Annotated in this window: 18 protein-coding genes; 10 read left to right on the top strand and 8 right to left on the bottom strand. The window is 55.7% G+C overall.

Features of this window, described 5'->3' with window-relative positions:
- The 3 genes from OCV58_RS12225 (at position 1) to OCV58_RS08065 (ending at position 1507) form a co-directional block, all read left to right on the top strand.
- On the top strand, positions 1-99 hold the full coding sequence (locus tag OCV58_RS12225) for an IS3 family transposase (protein ID WP_353866911.1): 99 nt from the start codon (positions 1-3) through the stop codon (positions 97-99).
- Positions 100-372: 273 nt separating this feature from the next.
- Positions 373-753 (top strand): hypothetical protein, encoded by a 381-nt coding sequence (locus OCV58_RS08070; RefSeq protein WP_087477576.1) that lies wholly within the window; start codon positions 373-375, stop codon positions 751-753.
- A gap of 196 nt (positions 754-949) precedes the next feature.
- Positions 950-1507, top strand: a complete 558-nt coding sequence (locus OCV58_RS08065; protein WP_154877510.1) for a manganese efflux pump MntP — start codon at positions 950-952, stop codon at positions 1505-1507.
- A 61-nt stretch (positions 1508-1568) separates the two neighbouring features.
- On the opposite strand, the gene pth is transcribed toward OCV58_RS08065, so the two are convergent.
- The 5 genes from pth to OCV58_RS08040 form a co-directional block, all read right to left on the bottom strand.
- Complete coding sequence (pth, locus tag OCV58_RS08060; protein WP_154877514.1) at positions 1569-2183, bottom strand: aminoacyl-tRNA hydrolase; 615 nt, start codon at positions 2181-2183, stop codon at positions 1569-1571.
- Positions 2184-2200: 17 nt separating this feature from the next.
- Positions 2201-3166 (bottom strand): ribose-phosphate diphosphokinase, encoded by a 966-nt coding sequence (locus OCV58_RS08055; protein WP_087477579.1) that lies wholly within the window; start codon positions 3164-3166, stop codon positions 2201-2203.
- Between the two features lie 56 nt (positions 3167-3222).
- On the bottom strand, positions 3223-4596 hold the full coding sequence (gene glmU / locus OCV58_RS08050) for a bifunctional UDP-N-acetylglucosamine diphosphorylase/glucosamine-1-phosphate N-acetyltransferase GlmU (RefSeq protein ID WP_087477580.1): 1374 nt from the start codon (positions 4594-4596) through the stop codon (positions 3223-3225).
- A 180-nt stretch (positions 4597-4776) separates the two neighbouring features.
- Entirely contained in the window at positions 4777-5361 is a 585-nt protein-coding gene (locus tag OCV58_RS08045; RefSeq protein ID WP_232818806.1) for a peptidoglycan-binding protein, read from the bottom strand.
- Between the two features lie 219 nt (positions 5362-5580).
- The gene (locus tag OCV58_RS08040; protein WP_154877509.1) at positions 5581-7152 is read right to left on the bottom strand and encodes a chloride channel protein; all 1572 of its coding nucleotides are present in this window, start codon (positions 7150-7152) and stop codon (positions 5581-5583) included.
- Positions 7153-7398: 246 nt separating this feature from the next.
- Here OCV58_RS08040 and OCV58_RS08035 point away from each other — a divergent pair, with 246 nt between their 5' ends.
- The 6 genes from OCV58_RS08035 (at position 7399) to OCV58_RS08010 (ending at position 16238) form a co-directional block, all read left to right on the top strand.
- Complete coding sequence (locus tag OCV58_RS08035) at positions 7399-8655, top strand: efflux RND transporter periplasmic adaptor subunit (RefSeq protein ID WP_154877508.1); 1257 nt, start codon at positions 7399-7401, stop codon at positions 8653-8655.
- Between the two features lie 4 nt (positions 8656-8659).
- On the top strand, positions 8660-11764 hold the full coding sequence (locus tag OCV58_RS08030; RefSeq protein WP_095630046.1) for an efflux RND transporter permease subunit: 3105 nt from the start codon (positions 8660-8662) through the stop codon (positions 11762-11764).
- A gap of 103 nt (positions 11765-11867) precedes the next feature.
- A complete protein-coding gene (locus OCV58_RS08025) occupies positions 11868-13061 on the top strand; it encodes a M20 metallopeptidase family protein (RefSeq protein ID WP_154877507.1) in 1194 nt (397 codons plus the stop codon).
- A 143-nt stretch (positions 13062-13204) separates the two neighbouring features.
- Positions 13205-14179, top strand: coding sequence for an AEC family transporter (locus OCV58_RS08020; protein ID WP_154877506.1), 975 nt, complete (start codon positions 13205-13207; stop codon positions 14177-14179).
- A gap of 283 nt (positions 14180-14462) precedes the next feature.
- Entirely contained in the window at positions 14463-15863 is a 1401-nt protein-coding gene (locus OCV58_RS08015) for an ammonium transporter (RefSeq protein ID WP_087477587.1), read from the top strand.
- Positions 15864-15875: 12 nt separating this feature from the next.
- Positions 15876-16238: a P-II family nitrogen regulator gene (locus tag OCV58_RS08010; protein WP_087477588.1), complete on the top strand. Its 363-nt coding sequence runs from the start codon at positions 15876-15878 to the stop codon at positions 16236-16238.
- Between the two features lie 98 nt (positions 16239-16336).
- Here the strand turns inward: OCV58_RS08010 and OCV58_RS08005 are convergent, their stop codons facing one another.
- From OCV58_RS08005 to OCV58_RS07995, 3 genes are all read right to left on the bottom strand, one after another.
- Positions 16337-17011: a YczE/YyaS/YitT family protein gene (locus OCV58_RS08005; protein ID WP_198643513.1), complete on the bottom strand. Its 675-nt coding sequence runs from the start codon at positions 17009-17011 to the stop codon at positions 16337-16339.
- A 97-nt stretch (positions 17012-17108) separates the two neighbouring features.
- On the bottom strand, positions 17109-17540 hold the full coding sequence (locus OCV58_RS08000; protein ID WP_095630049.1) for a MarR family winged helix-turn-helix transcriptional regulator: 432 nt from the start codon (positions 17538-17540) through the stop codon (positions 17109-17111).
- Between the two features lie 145 nt (positions 17541-17685).
- Positions 17686-18378, bottom strand: a complete 693-nt coding sequence (locus OCV58_RS07995; protein WP_087477590.1) for a TerC family protein — start codon at positions 18376-18378, stop codon at positions 17686-17688.
- A gap of 156 nt (positions 18379-18534) precedes the next feature.
- Between OCV58_RS07995 and OCV58_RS07990 the strand changes: the two genes are divergently transcribed.
- Positions 18535-19422: a LysR family transcriptional regulator gene (locus OCV58_RS07990; protein WP_154877505.1), complete on the top strand. Its 888-nt coding sequence runs from the start codon at positions 18535-18537 to the stop codon at positions 19420-19422.
- The last annotated feature ends 25 nt before the right edge of the window (positions 19423-19447 follow it).

Here is a 19447-nt window from a genome sequence, read left to right as displayed (position 1 = left end):
ATCGAACAGTATATCAAATACTATAACGAACAAAGAATCAAAGAAAAACTAGGCTGGAAGAGTCCTGTCAAATACAGGCTGTCCCTGTCCGCGGCATAAAAAAGTAACGAGATAGCAAAAACTACCTCGTTACTAAAGTCTAACTTTTTGGGGGCACATCAGATCTGCAGCAGGCGTTGTCCGTTTTTTGTTGGATGTCAGATTATGATAAAGGTCTTCCTTAATCGAATGCAATACGAGCCCGACGCGGGGATTCGGTCATATAAGTCCTTTATTCACGAGTTTGACGCCAACGGCTAGGCCTTGCAAAAATTGATAGAATCACTATACTATAAGCATGCGCAGCTGCGTTCAGAAAGAAGGATGATATATATGATTACCAAAATAAAATCGTTGGCGGCGGCTTGCCTGCTTGCCGCCGTCGCCTGCACCGCGCCGGTCCAGGCCTTCCCGTCCCACTCCATGCCCTATGCGGCGGGCTACAGCCTCATCGTCGGTACCTGGCAGGGCCGCTACGGCCGGGAGCTGTCCATTTCCATGGACGACGTCGACGGCGTGCCGTACAGCATACACAACGTCACGAACGACGGGTTCACTACGGTGGTCCGCATCATATTAGACGACGACCGGCACACGATGCTCACCTTTTCGTTCCCCAACGGCAACTACAACTACGTCATGATGAACAACGCGACGACAGGTCGGTTTGCCGACGCCATGGATTTTACACGGCAAAGCAGCTTTTCTCATTGACAATCTCAATTCCATCCAGTATAATTCTGGATGTACTTTAAGGGAGTAATCAGTACATCCGGCATGTATAGTAGTATCGACATACTGGCCTCAGGGCCCGGTGCTATTTGAAATGATGAGACTTAAAGGCAGTATTTGCGCTGCCTTTAGGTCTTTTTTATTTGCCGTCATATGAAATCGCATAGGAGAGATGACCATGAATGGATTGGAATTGTTACTGCTGGCCCTGGGCCTGTCCATGGACGCCTTCGCCGTATCGGTCTGCAAGGGATTATCGCTGGGGAGCATCCATTGGAAGCATATGGCCCTGGCGGGCTTATGGTTCGGCGGCTTTCAGGCCCTGATGCCTACGGCAGGTTATTATCTGGGAACGTTTTTTACCGACATCATCACGTCGTATAATTACTGGATCGCCTTCGCCCTCCTGACCTTGATCGGAGCCAATATGATCAAGGAATCCTTCGAAGAGGAAGACTGTCCCGACGCGAACATGGCCGTGCCGGCTATGTTCGCCTTGGCCGTCGCGACGAGCATCGACGCCTTAGCCGTCGGCGTCACCTTCGCCTTCATGAACGTATCGATTATACCGGCCGCCCTGTCTATCGGCTGCGTCACCTTCGCCTGTTCCGCCGTCGGCGTAAAAGCCGGCAGCCTGTTCGGACTTAAATATAAATCCAAGGCGGAGAGAGTCGGCGGGGCCGTCCTGATTCTCATCGGCTTAAAAATCCTCCTGGAAGGACTGCAAATTTTATAAGGCTTCATATAAAAACTGCCGCTAAGTACAGCATAACTGTTGCTTAGCGGCAGTTTTTATATTATGTAGTTTCTTCCATACGCTGTTCAGCCGTTTCTTCCGGCTTAGGCGTTTTCTTCTTTTTCCGCGGGTTATACCGGTTCATGCCGACGTCGACGCCGACCTTCAGGCAGCCTTCAATAGCGACGGCTGTCGCCTTCAGGCCTTCCTCGTATTCCGGCAGCATGTCTTCCGGAAACGGAGTCAGCACGTGGTCGATGACATCGCGGTGCGGCAAAGGCCGGCCGATGCCGACGCGAAAGCGGATGAAATCGCGGCAGCCGTTGGCAAAGAGGCTCTTGATGCCGTTATGGCCGCCGTCGCTGCCGTTCTTGCGGATGCGGAGACGGCCTACGGGCAAATCCATATCGTCGTAGACGACGTAGACGTCGGCCTGCTCCAGCTTATACCAGCGCATGAGGGGCCCTACGGCCTGGCCGCTGTTGTTCATGTAAGTCTGCGGCTTGACGAGGATGACCTTTTCCCCGTCTACGTCGGCCTGGGCAACCTGGGCGTCCATCCGGTTCTGCCACAGCGTCACGTTCCAGCGCTTCGCCAGCTCGTCGACGACGCGGAAGCCCGTATTGTGTTTTGACGTTTCGTATTCTCGGCCGGGATTTCCCAGGCCAACAATCATATGCACCGTAACTACCCTTATTTGTCGAAGAGCTTGCTTACCGATACTTCATGGAAAATGCGCATGATCGCTTCCCCTAAGAGCGGAGCAACGGACAAGACCTTGATCTTGTCGATTTTCTTTTCGTCGGGCAAGGGAATCGTATTGGTAATAATCAGCTCGGAAATGACGGAATCCTGAATGCGCTGTACGGCCGGGTCAGTCAGTACGGCATGGGCGCAGGCAGCGTACACGCGGGCCGCTCCCATATCTTTCAGGGCTTTGGCGCCGCCGCACAGGGAACCTGCCGTATCGACGATGTCGTCGATGAGGATGCAGGTCTTGCCTTTAATATCGCCGATGATGTTCATGACTTCGGCTACGCCGGGACGGGGACGGCGTTTTTCAATAATAGCGATAGGAGCGTTGATGCGGTCGGCTAAATCGCGGGCCCGCGTAACGCCGCCGAGGTCGGGAGATACGACGACGATGTCGCCCAAGTCGATTTCCGATTTTTTCTGATTCAGGTATTTCGCAATAATCGACGCCGAGCCGAGGTGGTCTACAGGGATGTCGAAGAAGCCCTGAATCTGGCCGGCATGAAGGTCCATCGTAACGACGCGGGTAATGCCGGCGACGGACATGAGGTCGGCGACCAGCTTGGACGTGATCGGTTCGCGGCCCCGGGTCTTGCGGTCCTGGCGAGCATAGCCATAGTAAGGAACGACGGCTGTAATGTGTTTTGCCGAAGCGCGCTTGAAGGCGTCAGCCATGATAAGCAGTTCCATAATCGTGTCGTTGGCCGGCTGGCACGTCGGCTGTACGATAAATACGTCTTTGCCGCGGACGCTTTCGTCGATCATGATTTGGATTTCGCCGTTGTTGAACTTGCCGACGAAGGCCTTGCCAAGTTCCAGGCCTAAATAATCGGCGATTTCCTTAGCCAGCTTCGGATTGGCGTTGCCAGTAAAAATTTTCAGCTTTTTCCCGTCTTCGTAACTCATTTGTTGAGCCTCCTAAAATAAATTTATGATTTCTATACTAGGTAAATGGGTATATGCTATTTCTTATACGTATCGTCTTTGACCCAGCCTTCGATGTTGCGTTGCTTAGCCCGGGCGACAGACAAAGACTTCGGCGGCACGTTTTTCGTAATCGTCGAGCCTGCGCCGACATAGGCGTACTCGCCGACGGTGACCGGCGATACAAGATTGCTGTTGCAGCCTACGAAGGCGTGGTCGCAAATTGTCGTGCGGTGCTTTTCCTTGCCGTCGTAGTTGACCGTGATGGTGCCGCAGCCGATATTGACGCCGCAGCCGACGTCGCTGTCGCCGATATAGCTTAAGTGGGGCAGCTTCGTGCCGTCGCCGACGGTGGAGTTCTTGACTTCCATGTAGTTGCCGACCTTGACGTCGTTGCCGATGACCGTATTGGGCCGGAAGTGGACGAAGGGTCCGATTTCGCAGCCGTTTTTAATTTCGCAGTCGTGGGCGTACGTAAACTGAAGGTGGTCTCCGCTGCCCATGACGACGTTCGTCATGCGGACGTACGGGCCGACCTGGCAGTTTTCGCCGATGACGGTGCTGCCTTCCAGGATCGTTCCCGGATACAGGACCGTATCGCGGCCTACGGAAACGGTCGTATCGACGTAGGTGTTATTGGGGTCGATGACCGTCACGCCGTCCGTCATGAGCTGTTCCAGCTTGCGGCGGCGCAGCACCTGCTCGGCTTCGGCCATCTGCAGGCGCGAGTTGACGCCCAGCGTTTCTTTATAATCCGGCGCGGCGAAGGCGCTGACAACCTTGCCGGCATCGACGAGCATGCCGATGATATCGGTCAGGTAATACTCGCCCTGGGCGTTGTTGTTCGTCACGTTATGAAGCATCTGCCACAGGAGTTCCATGTCGAAGCAGTAAATACCGGCGTTGACTTCGCGCACGGCTAATTCCTCCGGCGAGCCGTCCTTCTGCTCGACAATCTTGACGACCTGTCCCTTTTCATTGCGGATAACCCGGCCGTAGCCTGTCGGGTCGGGCATGACCGCCGTCAGTACCGTAGCGGCCGCCTGTGTGGCTTCATGATGGGCCAGCAGGCTGCGGAAGGTGTCTTCCGTTACCAAAGGCGTATCGCCGCACGTCACGAGCAGCGTGCCCGAAAGGCCGGACAACAGCGGTTCTGCCTGCATGACGGCATGGCCCGTTCCCAGCTGCTGTTCCTGTACGACAGTTTCCGCCCTGTCGCCCAGATATTCCTGCACGGCTTCGCCGCCGAAGCCGACGACGACGACCTGCCGCTGCGTTCCCGCCGCTTTAACGGCCCGCAGCACCTGTTCCACCATCGGCACGCCGCCGACCTTATGCAGAACTTTAGGCATGCTGGATTTCATCCTCGTTCCTTTTCCGGCAGCTAAAATAAGTGCAATAATGTCTTTCATTCAGTATTAGCCTCCCTGAAACAAATAACTGTCATGTCCTTTTCAGAATAACACAAATAGCACGGAAAATACATACTTTTTTACAAAAAACAGGGGGAATTTCGACGATTTCCGCCGTGAAAACAAAAGGGAGAGGCCGAAACCTCTCCGCTTTTCTTTTTTACTCAGTTAATCTGCCGCTTACAGCACGTATACGACGACTTCTCTTCTACCGAAATTCAGGGCCTCCGTAATGGAGTCCATGGCCAAATCGATGCGGTTGCCCACGATAGAGCCGCCCGTATCTTCAGCCGTCGCGTAGCCGTACCCTTCGATGTACAGCTGCGAGCCTAACGGAATGACATCCGGGTCTACGGACACCATGCCGCGGCGCAGGCGCAGGCCCGTCGCCGTAAAACCGCTGTTGCCGGGATCGTCGGCCGTGTAAGCCGATGCGTCCATCACGATACGCCGCTGGTAGGAGCCAACCCCTTCTTCGGCAGGGGCTTCGCGTCCACTGGCTTCTGAAAGAGCCGCCATGGTCTGCGAACCGACAATGCCATCTACATCTAACCCGTAGTCGGCCTGAAAACGCTTTACGGCGTCTTCCGTCGCGCTGCCGAAAATTCCGTCGGCGCCGCCGGCCAAATACCCGGTATCCATGAGCATGTATTGTACGCTCTGTACTGCAGAGCCGTTCATTCCCATTTCGACTTTTGCACAAACCAGTGAGGAACATGCAAAAACAAATATGAGCGTCAATAGAATCAGTATACGGTTCTTCAAACAACCACCTCTTTGAAATATCCATACCTAAACATCAACTTTCAGAAAAAATTATACCAAAGATTGAAGGATAAGTCAAAAAAACAAATCTTTATGCGTTATTTTTCACAACTTTATACGCGATGCTATCCGCATTTGTTTTCTCTTAGCTCAATAAATTCATACTTTCTGCTTATATTTTTAAGACCTGGTATTATTTTTTATAATTATTATGCAAAACTACACTGTTTCCACTTCTACAAGACAGCGGACGGCTTCCGCGCTTTCTACTGAGTCGGTAAGGACGTATAAATAGTCGCCGGCCTGCAGGCGGATGTCCATGCCGGGAAGTACGTCGCCGCTGCTGCGCTTGATATCGACGAGGACGACGTGGCTGGGCCAGGCGATGCGCCCCACGTATTTGCCGTCTACGGCGCTGCCGCTGGCCACGGTCAGCTCCAGCAGATGGCGCCGCTCCGACGCCAGGATCTCCGGCCGGTGAGCCGCCAAAATCCGCTGCAGCAGCGCTTCGTAAATCGGCTGGCCGCCGCAGACCTGGGCGACGACGAGGGCCACGAGGGATGCCGTGCACAAGACGAGCAAATGCTCGTACGAAGCCGTCATTTCCATGATGAGGATCGTGCCCGTAACGGGAGACTGGACGGAGGCCGAGAAAAACGCCGCCATCGACAGGATGACGATATTCGACAAGTATTCCGGGCCGACGACGCCCAGCTGTATCAGGACGATGCCGACGACGCTGCCCGTAAGAGCACCCAGTACGAGCATGGGCAGGAAAAATCCGCCCGGCGCGCCGCAGCCGTAGCTGACCAGGGTAAACAAAAACTTTCCGATGAGCAGGGCCGCAAAGAGGGACAAGGACAGAGGCAGCGTATGAAGGCTGTTGATCAATTCGTTGCCGCCGCCCAGTACTTGCGGGAACACATATCCCAATACGCCGGCCGCCGCGAGGGCAAAGGCAAACTTTCCATACCCGCGAAAGCAGGGCAGGCTGTAAAAGTGCGGAATATTCAGCAGCCCCTTGTTGAAGACAATGCCGGCGAGTCCGGCGGCTATGCCGACGACGACGGCGATCCAGATATACTGCAGCGGCAGGACCGGTACCGTCCCGAACTCAAAAATCGGCGCGCGGCCAAAGGCAAGACGGCTGACCATCGTCGCCAGCAGGGCCGCGGCCATGGCCGGCGCCAGGACGACGCCGGAAAAATTGCGGTGCAGCTCTTCCAGGGCAAACATGACGCCGGCTAAGGGCGCGTTAAAGGCAGCAGCCAAACCGGCGCTGGCCCCTGCCGTCAGGAGGTATCGCTCTTCAATGCGGAACCGGCCGAGATTCCGGCTGATGCCCTGGGCCGTTACGGCCCCAATCTGGATAGACGGCCCTTCCCGTCCCAGGGATAATCCCAAGCCGATGCCGACGATGCCGCCGACGAGCTTTACCCATAAGATGCGCAGCCAGCGCAGGCGGATAACGCCTAAAATAACGCCTTTGACCTGGGGAATGCCGCTGCCGCCGGCATTGGGCTCATAGGCGCTGAACCGCCACAGCATGTAGGCCGCGCCTAAGAGCAGCGCGAACCAAAGGCCGTTTTCCAGCCATCCACCCGGCAGGAGCACCGCCTCGTACATGTATTCCCGCACGCGCGTCCCCGCATCCAGCGCCCATCGGAAAAAGCTGATAATGACGCCGGACACGACGCCGACCAGCGCCCCTTCGGCAAAAAGGCGCAGGCGAAACCGCGGCCAATGGCTCAGCGCATCCAAGGCCGACGCGACTTGTCTGTTAATATGCATATCCTGTCACTCCCCGCATGTTTTGACGATATTATACCATAGGAAGTCAAATTGCGACACACGGCAGCGTCGGCCTATTGTCACCGCATGGACGGCTATTGTTACAGTTCTTTAAATTTTACGATTTTCATATTGCCTTTTAAGCGCCGACTCTTTATATTTATAGTAAAGATTTATCTGACTAAAGTACCGAATCATGCATATTATTTATGTATTATATAGAGAAACGATAGCGAGGTTCTGACTATGGCACATTTTCCCTTTTCTTCCCACAACCTGCTCCACAGCAGCCGCAATAAGCTCGTCGCCTTCGGCCTGGTCTTTCTCCTGGCCTGCGCCGGCATCTACGTCATCAGCCACTCGGACCGGGCGGCGAAAAGCAGCTCGGCCCTGACCAACGCGTCCGTCCAGTCCTACCGGGCCGAACGGCGCGATATGATGCGCACCATTTCCTTATCGGGCCAGACCGTCCCCTTAGCCCAGGTGGACTTGTCGACGAAATACGCCGGCAATATTACGGCCGTGTACGTCGACTTAGGCGACACAGTAGAGCCAGGCCAGGTCCTGCTGGAGCAGGACCCCGTCGACACGAGCCTCCAGCTGTCCCAGAACCGGGCAGCCTGGGCCCAGGCTGCAGCCGAGACAAAATCGGCCCAGTCACAATTCTATTCGGACTTGCAGAAAGCCCAGGTCGAATACGCCACGGCCAAGATGAACTACAACCGCTACGTCATCTTAAAGGACGAAGGCGCCGTATCACAGAAGGAGCTGGACACGATGTACCAAGCCCTCATCGTCGCCAAGGCCGCCCTGGATAACTTGCAGCTTCAGAACGTCGGCGACACGCCGGCTCTCATCGCCGGCAAGCAGGCCGCCCAGGCCAAGGCCAAATATACCGTCGACAGCTTGTCCAAGCAGCTGGAAGACCTGACCATCCGCGCGCCGCGGCACGGCGTCATTTCCTACCGCAACGCCGAAGCCGGCGCCATGGCCGCCGCCAACACGAAGGTGCTGACCATTACGGATACCAGCGGCATCTACATCGACTGCCCCGTCGCCGAAGCCGACGTCGCCGCCATCCAGCCCGGCATGACCGTATCCGTATCCGTCGAATCGCTGGCCAACACGTACGACGGCACGATTACCTACGTCAGCCCGGCCATGGACCCGACGAACAAGACCTATATCGTCCGCATCACCTTGTCCAACCCGGACAATCTCCTGCGCGGCGGCATGTTCGCCCAGTCGTCGCTGGAAGTACTGCAGCGACGGAATACCCTCTTCGTACCGAAGGACGCCTTAGTCGAACAAAACGGCATCAGCCAGCTTTACGTCATTAACCCGGACAACACCATCGCCATCCGCACGGTTAAAACGGGCCTCCGCAACAACAACTACGTAGAAATCCTCGAAGGCCTGTCCGACGGCGAGCAGATTGCCACGACGAACCTGGCCCGCCTCCGCGACGGCGTATCCGTAACCATTGAAAAAGAAATCAGGTGACGTCATGAATCTTACGAAATTTTCCATCGACAGGCCCATCGGCATCTGCATGGCCGTCGCCTTCTTCGTCGTCCTCGGCCTGTTCAGCTTTTACCGCATCGGCGTCGAGCTGCTGCCGGCCCTCAACACGCCGTACGTCACGGTCACGGTCAACTACGACGGGGCCAATGCCGACTCGGTCGAACAGCAGGTCGTAAAGCCCATCGAAGACGCCCTGTCGTCGGTCTCCAACCTGAAACACATCACGTCGACGGCCTCCTACGGCCAGGCCCGCATCACCCTGGAGCTTGACTTCTCCGCCGACGCCGACGCGGCGGCCATCGACGCCACGAAAAAGATAAACGCCATCCGCGGCCAGCTTCCCGATGAAATCGACGAGCCCGTCGTCATCAAGCGCGACGTCAACGCCACGCCGATCATGTTTATCGCCGTCCAATCCAATCAGTCCCTGGACGACATCTACTCGAAAGCGGAAAACGACTTTCAGGACGTCCTCCAGCAGGCCGACGGCGTGTCGGAAATCGAGCTGAACGGCGGCCGCGACAAGGAAATCGCCGTCGAAGTCGACAAGGCTAAGCTCATCCACTACGACATGACCCTGAGCGAAGTCGTCTCGGCCCTGCGCGAAGAAAACGTCCTCATGCCCTCCGGCACGATTTACTCCGACGCCACGACGACGGACGTGCGGGTCAAGGCGCAGTTCGCCGACGAAAATGAAATCGAAAAGATACAAGTCACGAATGCCAAGGGCGTGCAGATTCCCATTACAGCCGTGGCGGACATCAAGCGCAAGGACCAGCGCGTCAGCCGCTACGCCCGCGTCAACGGCGAAGACGCCGTCGTCATGGTCATTTACAAAAACAGCGACGCCAACGTCGTCTCTACGGTCGACAACGTGACGGAAAAGCTGGAAACGCTGCGCCGCGACAACCCGGACTATACCTTTACTGTAACGAACGAATCGGCGTCGTACGTCCGCAACTCCCTGCACAACACCTTGCAGACCCTCATCGAAGGGCTCATCACGACAGGGACGGTCTTGTTCTTCTTCCTGCGGGGCTGGCGCTCGACCCTGGCCGTCATGATCGCCATCCCGACATCCCTCATTTCGACGTTTTTCGCCATGTACATCGCCGGCTTCACCTTCAACATGATGTCCCTCATGGGCATGGCCCTGTGCGTCGGCATCCTCGTCGACGACTCCATCGTCGTACTGGAAAACATCCACCGCCACCTCATGAACGGCGAAGAGCCGAAAAAAGCGGCCCTGAACGGGCGGACGGAAATCGGCATGGCCGCCATCGCCATTACGCTGTGCGACATCGTCGTCTTCCTGCCTATCGCCTTCATGACCGGCATGGTAGGCCAGTATTTCAAACAGTTCGGCCTTACTATCGTCTTCGCCACCTTCTTTTCTCTCTTCGTCTCCTTCACCCTGACGCCGATGCTGGCGTCGCGGCTCTTCCGCTTAGGCCTGAAAATCCCCGACACGCCCTTGTGGCGGCGCATGGACGCCATCGAAGACTGGGCCCGCAGCCATTACGGCCGCATGCTGACCTGGAGCCTGGACCATGCCAAGCGCCTCGTCCTCCCGGTCCTCCTGTGCTTTACCCTGTCCGTAGCCCTCATCCCGACGGGCCTCGTCGGCTCGGAATTCATGCCCCAGACCGATGAAAGCGGCTTCCGCATCACCCTCCAGCTGCCTACGAACGCCAACCTGGAACGGACCGACAAGGCGGCCCGCCAGATAGAAGAATATCTGGCGACGGTACCGGAAGTCGTCTATTCGACGGCCATGGTCGGCGGCCGCAACCTCAATGAAGCCAATATACAGGTCACCCTTCAGGACCGGCAGGACCGCTCCCGCTCGATCTGGCAGATTACCAACGACGTCCGCAATTTCGCCGCTAAGAATATTCTGGACGGCGACGTCCGGGTCAAGGAAGACCAGGCCTCCGTATCGGGCACGTCAGGCGGCTTCGGCGGCGGCTCGGGCAACCTGCGCCTCGAGCTGCGCGGCAAAAACATGGACGAGCTCATCGCCAAGTCGCGGGAAGTACAGCAGATGATGAAGGAAGAAATCCCCGGCGTCCGCGACGTCAGCAGCTCCTATGAAGACGGCATGCCCGAATACCAGCTCGACGTAGACCGCAATAAGCTCAAGCAGTACGGCACGTCCTTAGGCGAACTGACCAAGACCTTCTCCAACGCCATCAGCGGCCAAAAGGCCGGCGTCCTGGCAAACGACGTCAAAAACGACAACAACGACACGGATATTTACGTCCGCTTTAAAGGCGCCGACGGCTTCCGCATTTCCGACTTGGAAACGATTCCGCTGAACGCCGACGGCCGCATCATCTACATTGCCGACGTCGCCCACATCAAGGCGGCCACCGGCCCGGTCACGATCCGCCGCACCGACAAGGAACGGGCCATTACCCTCGGCGGCACCCTCCAGGGCCGTCCCCTGAACGAGGTCATGGAAGAAATCTCGGCCAAGCTCGACGCGACGGATATGGGCGGCATCACGTACCGATTTACAGGCCAGGCCGACCAGATGGCCACGACGTTCCGCGACCTGGGCGAAGCCCTCGTCCTGTCGCTCATCCTGATCTACATGATCCTGGCTATCCTGTACGAATCGGTGAAAACGCCCTTTATCCGCATGTTCTCCCTGCCTCTGGGGCTCATCGGCTCGCTGTTCCTCTTATTCCTGACGAACAACACGATCAACCTGTATTCCCTCATCGGCATCCTCGTCATGGACGGCCTGGTCGCCAAAAACGGCACCCTCCTCCTAGACTATACGCTGACCCTGATGGAACGGGGCCTCGACCCGCGCAGCGCCATTATCGAGGCCGGCAAGGTCCGCCTGCGGCCGATCTTCATGACGACGCTGACCATGGTCGTCGGCATGCTGCCTACGGCCCTGTCCATGACAGCCGGCTCGGAAACGAGAGCCAGCATGGCCGTCGTCGTCATCGGCGGCCTCCTGACGTCGACGGTCTTCACCCTGTTTATCATCCCCATCATCTTCGTATGGATTGAAAAACACCGCCTCCGCTTTTCCTTCCGCAAAAAAGAAGGGGCCGCCTCTTCTGTAAAATAATCGGAAAAACTTCGCCGGCCGGCAGGATTTTTCCCGCGCCGTATAGAAGTAATATAGACACGATGAAAGCAGCGTCAGGCTCAACAAAGGAGGCATAAGGCATATGAGCAGCCAATTTACACCTACATTCAACATCCACGAAGCCGTACGCAAGACACTGCCTTATATGATGGAAATGCGTGAATATTTCCATGCCCATCCCGAACTGAGCGAAAAAGAATTTGATACGTGCAAAACCATTTTCCAAGAGCTCTCCCTCATGGGCATTGAAGACGTAAAAATCATAGCCGGCACCGGCGTCACCGGCCTCATCCGCGGCGCCCATCCCGGCCCGGTCATCTTGCTCCGCGCCGACATCGACGCCCTGCCGCTGACGGAAAAGTACGACTGTCCGTACGCGTCCCTCGTCCCCGGCGTCATGCACGCCTGCGGCCACGACGGCCATGCGGCCAACCTGCTGGGCATCGCCAAAATCCTGAACAAGCACCGCGACTGCCTGCGCGGCACGGTCCGCTTGGCATTTCAGCCTGCCGAGGAAGGCAACGGCGGCGCAGCCCGCATGATAGACGCAGGCATCCTCAATAATCCGCCCGTCGAATACGCCCTCGGGCTCCACGTAGCCGGCGCCCTTCCCAAGGGCTATGTCAGCATCCGCAGCGGCGAAATCTCCGCCTCGTGCGACGACTTCACCATTACCCTCCACGGCAAGGGCGGCCACGGCTCCCAGCCGTCGGAATGCATCAGCCCGATTCAGATGGGCGTAGACGTCATCCAGATGATTCAAAGCTACGTGTACAACTGCCGCGCCGACGGCGACGGCGTCGTCCTGACCTTCGGCCAGTTCCAGGCAGGGCGCAATCCCAACGTTATCCCTGATACGGCGGAATTAAAAGGAACGCTGCGGACGTATAACGAAGCCAAACGCCGCGACATCCTCGACAAGCTCCGCCACGTCCTCGGCGCCGTCACCCTGACCTACGGCGGCTCCTACGATCTGGACGTCGTCCCCTTCTCGCCGGTCTGCGTCAACGACGAAGCCGTCACGGCCCGCGTAGCGGCGATCCTGACGGAACAATGCGCCGACTGCGTCGACGTCGTGCCTATGCAGCGCGGCTCCGGCTCGGAGGACTTCGCTTATTTCAGCGCCGCCGTCCCCAGCGCCTTTTACTACGTCGGCGTCTGCGGCGACGAACCTGTCGTCGGCCATTCGCCCGATTTCCACTGGGACAGCAACGCCTTGAAATACATGTGCGAAACCTTGCTGAACGTCGTATATTATTTCGCAAGCTACAAATAGCGCGCTCATCCCCCTCAGGCGGCAGGCGCAGGATAGGAAAACCTTACCGTATTTCCTATTCTGCCCTGCCGTCTTTTTTTATTTGCTATATTTTTTATTTGCTATATAATAAAACCTATCTTTGATGAAAAGAGGTTTTGACAATGGTGTTCCTATTTATTATCGAGCATACGATGCTGCCTATCTTCGGGCTCGTCCTCATCGGCTTCCTGTTAGACCGGAAATTTCACATAGACGTAAAAACCCTGTCCAAGTTCATGTTTTACCTGGTCATTCCCAGCTTCATTTTCACCAACGTATACGAAACGGAATTTCCCCCGGCCAGCGTGACGATGATCGCCGCCATGACCGTCTTCATGGTCTTTTGTTTTTTCCTGGCCAATCTCGTCAGCCACTGGCGCCGCTATGACGAAGGCATGATACAGTCGTGCCGCAACGCCCTCATGTTCAATAACACAGGCAACTTGGGCGTAGCCCTCATCATCCTCGTCTTTTCCCATGCCCCCTTCGTCGTCGACGGCCAGACGCCCTACCTTGCCGAAGCCATGGTCGTCCAAATCATCATCTTCATCGTCCAAAGCGTATCGCTCAATACCCTCGGCCTCTATCAGGCCGGCCGCGGGCGGCTGTCAGCTGCCGATACGCTGCGCGTCATGTTCCGCATGCCCATGATTTACTTCCTCGCCGCGGCCCTCCTCGTCCGCTCGACAGGCTGGAACGCCGAAGAATTCTTCTTCTGGCCCATCATGGAAATGGCCGGCAAATCGCTGCTGCCCGTCGCCATGGTCAGCATTGGAGCGCAGCTGTCCCAGACGAAGATACACTGGTTTGACAAGGACGTGTGGATCATCAGCCTGCTGAAGATGACCGTCCTGCCCCTCTTCGGCCTGGTCATGATATACGCGGCCAACGCCCTGATGCCCGGCACCTTTACGGCAGTCAGCGCCATGGTCTTCCTCATCTACTGCGCCATTCCGACGGCGGTCAATACGGCCCTCTTTGCTATCGAATTCGGCAACAACGCCGATTACGCCACGCAGATCGTCATGAACACGACGGCCCTCAGCGCCATCTCCCTGACGTTCTATATCTTCGTCGGCCACATCCTGTTCGTTTAATAATAAAGTGAATTTCTATTTTATAAATATAAACTGTTAATTTTATTATTTTTTACTTAAAAACATTTGACAATCTGCCGAAAACGCCGTATAATAAGGCACATCAATAGAATACGAGTTGAGCAATGAGGCTCTGGCATATCGAGGTACCCGATGATGCCGGAGCCTTTCTGTTTTTCTATTGATAAAACAATATATGTACAGACAACGGCGTCTATGGGAAAGTACGAGGGGGTAGTTTCCGCATAGACGCCTTTTTTCTTACGATAGGGGGATGATTTTAATGACAAAAGGGTGGTCCATTTTGCGCCTGGCTCTGGCCTGCACGGCCTTGTCCGCGCCGACGGCATTTGCCGCCGATCCGGCATCGGCCATCGACACAGGCGATACAGCCTGGGTCCTCATCAGCGCGGCGCTCGTATTTATTATGACGCCTGGTTTAGGTTTCTTCTATGGCGGCATGGTCCGCAATAAAAACGTACTGACGACCATTATGCAGAGTTTCTTCATCGTCGCCATGATTTCTGTCGAATGGATTTTAATCGGCTACGCTATGACGTTTGGTTCGGATATTAACGGATTTATTGGTTCCTTAGACAAAGTAGGCCTGACGGGCGTCGGCATGTCTGTCCTGGCTAACGGCACGATTCCCGAACTGGCTTTCGTCGCCTTCCAGTGTATGTTCGCCGTCATTACGCCGGCCTTGATTACCGGCGCGTTTGCCGAACGGATGAAATTCCATGCGTTTACAGTGTTCATCCTGCTCTGGGCTATTTTCATTTACAATCCCATGGCCCACTGGGTATGGGGCGGCGGCTTCCTGGCCCAGCTCGGCGCTCTCGACTTTGCCGGCGGCTTGGTTATTCATATCCTGTCCGGCGTTTCGGGTCTTACGCTTTGCATTCTTCTCGGCAGACGCCAGGGCTACGGCCGCATCCCCATGCTGCCCCATAACCTGCCCATGACGGTTCTCGGCGCGGCTCTCCTGTGGTTCGGCTGGTTCGGCTTCAACGCCGGCAGCGCCCTCGGCGCCAACGGCCTGGCTGCCAACGCCTTCATCGCATCCCAGGGCGCAGCTGCGGCAGCGACCGTGGCATGGGTCGTTATCGAATGGGCTGTCAATGGTAAACCGACCATTCTCGGCGCAGCTTCCGGCTGCATCGCCGGCCTCGTAGCCATTACGCCGGCAGCCGGCTTTGTCGCTCCGCTTCCCGCCGTCATCATTGGCGCCATCGGCGGCGCAGTTTGTTACTTTGCCGTCGCCGTCGTCAAAGCCAAATTCGGCTACGACGATTCTCTCGACGCCTTCGGCATCCACGGCATCGGCGGGACCTGGGGCTCCATCGCCACAGGCCTCTGGGCTACGACGGAAGTCAACCCGGCCGGAGCCAACGGCTTATTCTATGGCGAAACGCATCTGCTCTTCGCTCAGGTCGTCTCGACAGTCGTCGCCTACGTCTTCGCCATCGTCGGCACGATTATCCTGTATAAGATCATCAGCTCTATCATGAAAGTCCGCGCCGACAAGGAAGAAGAAATCTCCGGCCTGGACATTACCGAACACGGCGAACGTGGCTACAACTACGCCATTACAGCCGGCAGCCCCTTCGGCGAAAGCCTGAATACACCCGTCGTCTCGCCGTCTACGATCAGCGACATCGGCGTCAGCGGTCATCAGTTATAGGGAGTGATATGCATGGACAGAAAAATTACTAAGATAGACATCGTAACCCGGCCCAGCAAGCTGGAAGAACTGAAGGATGCCCTCAACGCCATCGGCGTCATGGGCATGACCGTCAGCCAGGTCTACGGCTGCGGCCTCCAGAAAGGCCACGTCGAAGTATACCGGGGCCAGAAATACGCCATCAACCTGCTGCCGCACATCAAGGTCGAAACAGTCGTATGCGAGGTGCCTGTAGAAAAAGTCATCGAAACGGCCCAGCGCGTCTGCAAGACCGGCAAGGTCGGTGACGGCAAGATCTTCGTCTTCGACGTCGAAGACGCCGTCCGCATCCGCACCGGCGACAGGGGGCCGGAAGCCATTATGGACGAAAAATAATACAGCTATCGGGGGAATTTCATCATACAAAAACGAGGAGCCGCGGACATAACGTCCAGGCTCCTCGTTTTTGCGCGGCAGAAAACCTCCCTTCATGGTCAGCAGGCAGCATACCGGCTGCGCCGCAGCTGCTTGAGCTGATTCAGCTTTTTCCAGCGAAACATCTTTTCATATACTCCGATAATTCGTCCTATACACAGGGCCGATAAGACGGTCCCGGCGCCAATGCCGTACAGCTCCGTATCATTAAATACACAAAGAAGCGTACTGATAACGACTAAGGAGACGTCAAATGTATTTTTTACAGCAGAAAAGGCAATATGAAATACTTCAGAAATCGTCTGCACAATGCCTTCTGTCGGCGTCAGCACAAAATTGGTTTTTACGCACAAAAATACGCCTAAGGCTGTAACAAACATAGTCAGTAAAAATAAGGTCATGCTGATATAGGCCGGAAAGTGAAATTCCGGTATCAGCCAGTCATATACATCCGTCACGACGCCAAAAGCCAGCGACAAGGGAATTTCCAGCAAATACACCGCTTTAATTTTCCGCGACAACACGCACTGTATCAATACAAACAGCAGATAACAAAGGATAGACGCCGTCCCCAACGAAATATGATAAATCTGCGATATGGCATACATGACGGAGCTAAATGCCGCGACGCCCATGACGTAGCGGATATTCAGCACGACGGCGACGGCAATCAGATTCAGTCCCAATACGTACCAGATAAAACGTTCTATTGTTTCCTTACGAAATCCCAACATGATACATCTCTCTTTCTTTTTATGTATGCCTGCCTCTATGAGCAGCAGCCACAGCGCAAGTATGAAGCATGCTGTATATTAGGATAGACGTAATCGCTCACGGCTGCGTCGTTATATTTTGCAGCGCCTTGGTTAACAGAGAAAAAAACTGCTTTTTTTCATCCTCACTCATGCCCTGCAATAACGTCCGGCCTGTATACGTGCCGTTCTCAGCCATCGCAGCGCATAACGCACGGCCCTCTTCCGTAAGCGCGACGGTCTTATAGCGGCCGTCCCGTTCGGAAACATGGGTCGTCACCAGCCCCTTGGCCGCCATCCGCTCCACAATGCCGCGGGCAGTCTGATGGGCAACGCCCAGATAGGCTTTCAAATCCACGGCCGACGCGCCGGCATGCTGAGAAAAAAATATAAGGCTGTCCGCCTGCTCCGCTGTCAAGCCGAGTTCTTTAATTTCTCTGTTTCGTATGGTCATGATGACATTGGCCAGTTTGATAACGTTGCGCGCCAAAATATATTCTGCTTCAACCATGAATCCCTATCTCCTATACAAAAATATACAGCATAGTGTGTATTATACAAGCTGCCGCCGCGTTTGTCAAATATACGGAAAAAAGACTGCACGCCAGTGCTATAACACTTCGCGTACAGTCTTTTCAGTTTTATAGAATATGCAGTTATGCCACGCTTTCTTTTTTCCAGCAGCCGCCGTACTTCCAGATGGCACCGCCGGCCAGCGTCGCAGCTAACAAGCCGACCTTCATCGCCGTCGCGTTGGCCGCCACGAAGGGGACGTATTCGGCCAGGTACGTATCCGTCACGATCATGCCGCCGGCCGCCCAGCCTAAAATGGCGCCGCCGACGTAGATGAGGATGGGGAACTTGTTCATGATCTTAATGACCATGGTGCTGCCCAGGATGATGATCGGCACGGAAATCAGCATACCGAAGATGAGCAGGCCCCAGTGGTTGTTCGTCACGCCGACGATACCGAGGACGTTGTCGAGGCTCATGAGCACGTCGGCCAAGATAATCGTCTTAATCGCCGCGCCTAAGGAATCCTTCGCCTCGATGTGGTGCGTCTCTTCCTTGCCCTGGGCGCCGATGAGCTTGATGCCGATGCCGACGAGCAGCACGCCGCCGACGGTCTTCAGGAACGGGATGAACAACAGCCACGACACGATGAACGCCAGCAGGAACCGCAGGAGAATCGCCCCGGCCGTGCCGTATAAAATAGCCTTCTTCTGCAAGCGAGGCGGCAGATTTTTCGCCGCCATGCCGATGACGATGGAGTTGTCGCCGCCAAGGGCCAGGTCAATCAAAATAATCTGCACGATAATGCCAATGTCCAATAATAAAGTATCTGTCAACGTAGGTCCTCCTTTTGAATATACGCAGTCAAACAAGCATCTGCTTGTCTTTGTATCTTTACCGTACCTCTATTGTACAGGCAGTCAAATATAATGTAAAATATGAATATATCAGCTTAAATAGCAGCTTTTTGCATATTTCAAAAGGAGCATGCCATGAACTTTCACGATATACAGGCCTTTTTGGCCATCGTCAAATACGGAACCATCAGCAAAGCCGCCGATGAATTATATATTTCCCAAACGGCCGTCACGCGGCGGCTGAAAACGCTGGAAGACGAGCTGGGCATCCCCCTGCTGGATCGGGGACGGGGCATCAAGGAAGCGACGCTGACGCCGTCGGGACGCGATTTCCTGTCCATCGCCCAGCGCTGGAACGCCGTGTGGGAAGAAACGCAGCGGTTCAAAAGCTTGGGGGAACGACTGTCCTTATCGATCGGGTCGGTACAGATCCTAAACGATTACGTCTTTCCCGCCCTCTATTCCCGCCTGCTGACCCATTCGCCCGGCATGAACCTCTACATCCATACGGAGCACGCCATCGAATTTCCCCCGCTGGTCGAGCAGCGCGTCATCGACGTGGCCATCGGCTGGCGCGATTCGGCGTCGCCGGAGCTTTCCTGCCAGCCATGGCGACAGTCTCCCCTGGTCTGCGTCATGCCCGGCGACCCGCAGGAGTCGGCCCAGGCTCCCGTCGATCCCCGCCGGCTGGACTGCACGAAAGAGCTGTACATCAACTGGCCGCCGTCCTTTACGCAGTGGCATGAAACGTACTGGCCTGCCGACCAATTTCATCCCAGCTATGTAGCCAGCGCCCAGCTGGCCCTGCAAATCATGGCCCACAGCGGCAGCTGGGCCGTCATGCCCCTGTTCTTCGCCAAGTACGCCTGCCAAAAAGGCACGTTTGCCTACCAATACCTGACAGACCCGCCGGAACCACTGACGGCCTATATCCTTACCCATAAGACGCCGCGGCCGAACGTCCAAAAAAGCCTGTCCATTTTCTTCGAGTACCTGAAACAATTAGACGACGATATTTTCTAATGATAAACCCCTGCAGATTCTTAGC

Origin of the sequence: Megasphaera stantonii, from assembly GCF_025567065.1 — a bacterium.
Taxonomy (GTDB): Bacteria; Bacillota; Negativicutes; order Veillonellales; family Megasphaeraceae; genus Megasphaera; species Megasphaera stantonii.
The sequence above is the reverse complement of the archived record's forward strand: the minus strand, read 5'-3'. Positions and strand labels throughout refer to the sequence as shown.

Bases quoted from the DNA above. Each gene is read 5' to 3' on its own strand.
- OCV58_RS08035 (WP_154877508.1), top strand. From the start codon at position 7,399: ATGGCACATTTTCCCTTTTCTTCCCACAACCTGCTCCACAGCAGCCGC.
- OCV58_RS08005 (WP_198643513.1), bottom strand. From the start codon at position 17,011: ATGTTGGGATTTCGTAAGGAAACAATAGAACGTTTTATCTGGTACGTA.
- OCV58_RS08025 (WP_154877507.1), top strand. From the start codon at position 11,868: ATGAGCAGCCAATTTACACCTACATTCAACATCCACGAAGCCGTACGC.
- OCV58_RS08000 (WP_095630049.1), bottom strand. From the start codon at position 17,540: ATGGTTGAAGCAGAATATATTTTGGCGCGCAACGTTATCAAACTGGCC.
- OCV58_RS08065 (WP_154877510.1), top strand. From the start codon at position 950: ATGAATGGATTGGAATTGTTACTGCTGGCCCTGGGCCTGTCCATGGAC.
- OCV58_RS08020 (WP_154877506.1), top strand. From the start codon at position 13,205: ATGGTGTTCCTATTTATTATCGAGCATACGATGCTGCCTATCTTCGGG.
- OCV58_RS08030 (WP_095630046.1), top strand. From the start codon at position 8,660: ATGAATCTTACGAAATTTTCCATCGACAGGCCCATCGGCATCTGCATG.
- OCV58_RS08040 (WP_154877509.1), bottom strand. From the start codon at position 7,152: ATGCATATTAACAGACAAGTCGCGTCGGCCTTGGATGCGCTGAGCCAT.
- OCV58_RS07990 (WP_154877505.1), top strand. From the start codon at position 18,535: ATGAACTTTCACGATATACAGGCCTTTTTGGCCATCGTCAAATACGGA.
- OCV58_RS08055 (WP_087477579.1), bottom strand. From the start codon at position 3,166: ATGAGTTACGAAGACGGGAAAAAGCTGAAAATTTTTACTGGCAACGCC.
- OCV58_RS08015 (WP_087477587.1), top strand. From the start codon at position 14,463: ATGACAAAAGGGTGGTCCATTTTGCGCCTGGCTCTGGCCTGCACGGCC.
- OCV58_RS08010 (WP_087477588.1), top strand. From the start codon at position 15,876: ATGGACAGAAAAATTACTAAGATAGACATCGTAACCCGGCCCAGCAAG.
- OCV58_RS08070 (WP_087477576.1), top strand. From the start codon at position 373: ATGATTACCAAAATAAAATCGTTGGCGGCGGCTTGCCTGCTTGCCGCC.
- glmU (WP_087477580.1), bottom strand. From the start codon at position 4,596: ATGAAAGACATTATTGCACTTATTTTAGCTGCCGGAAAAGGAACGAGG.
- pth (WP_154877514.1), bottom strand. From the start codon at position 2,183: ATGATTGTTGGCCTGGGAAATCCCGGCCGAGAATACGAAACGTCAAAA.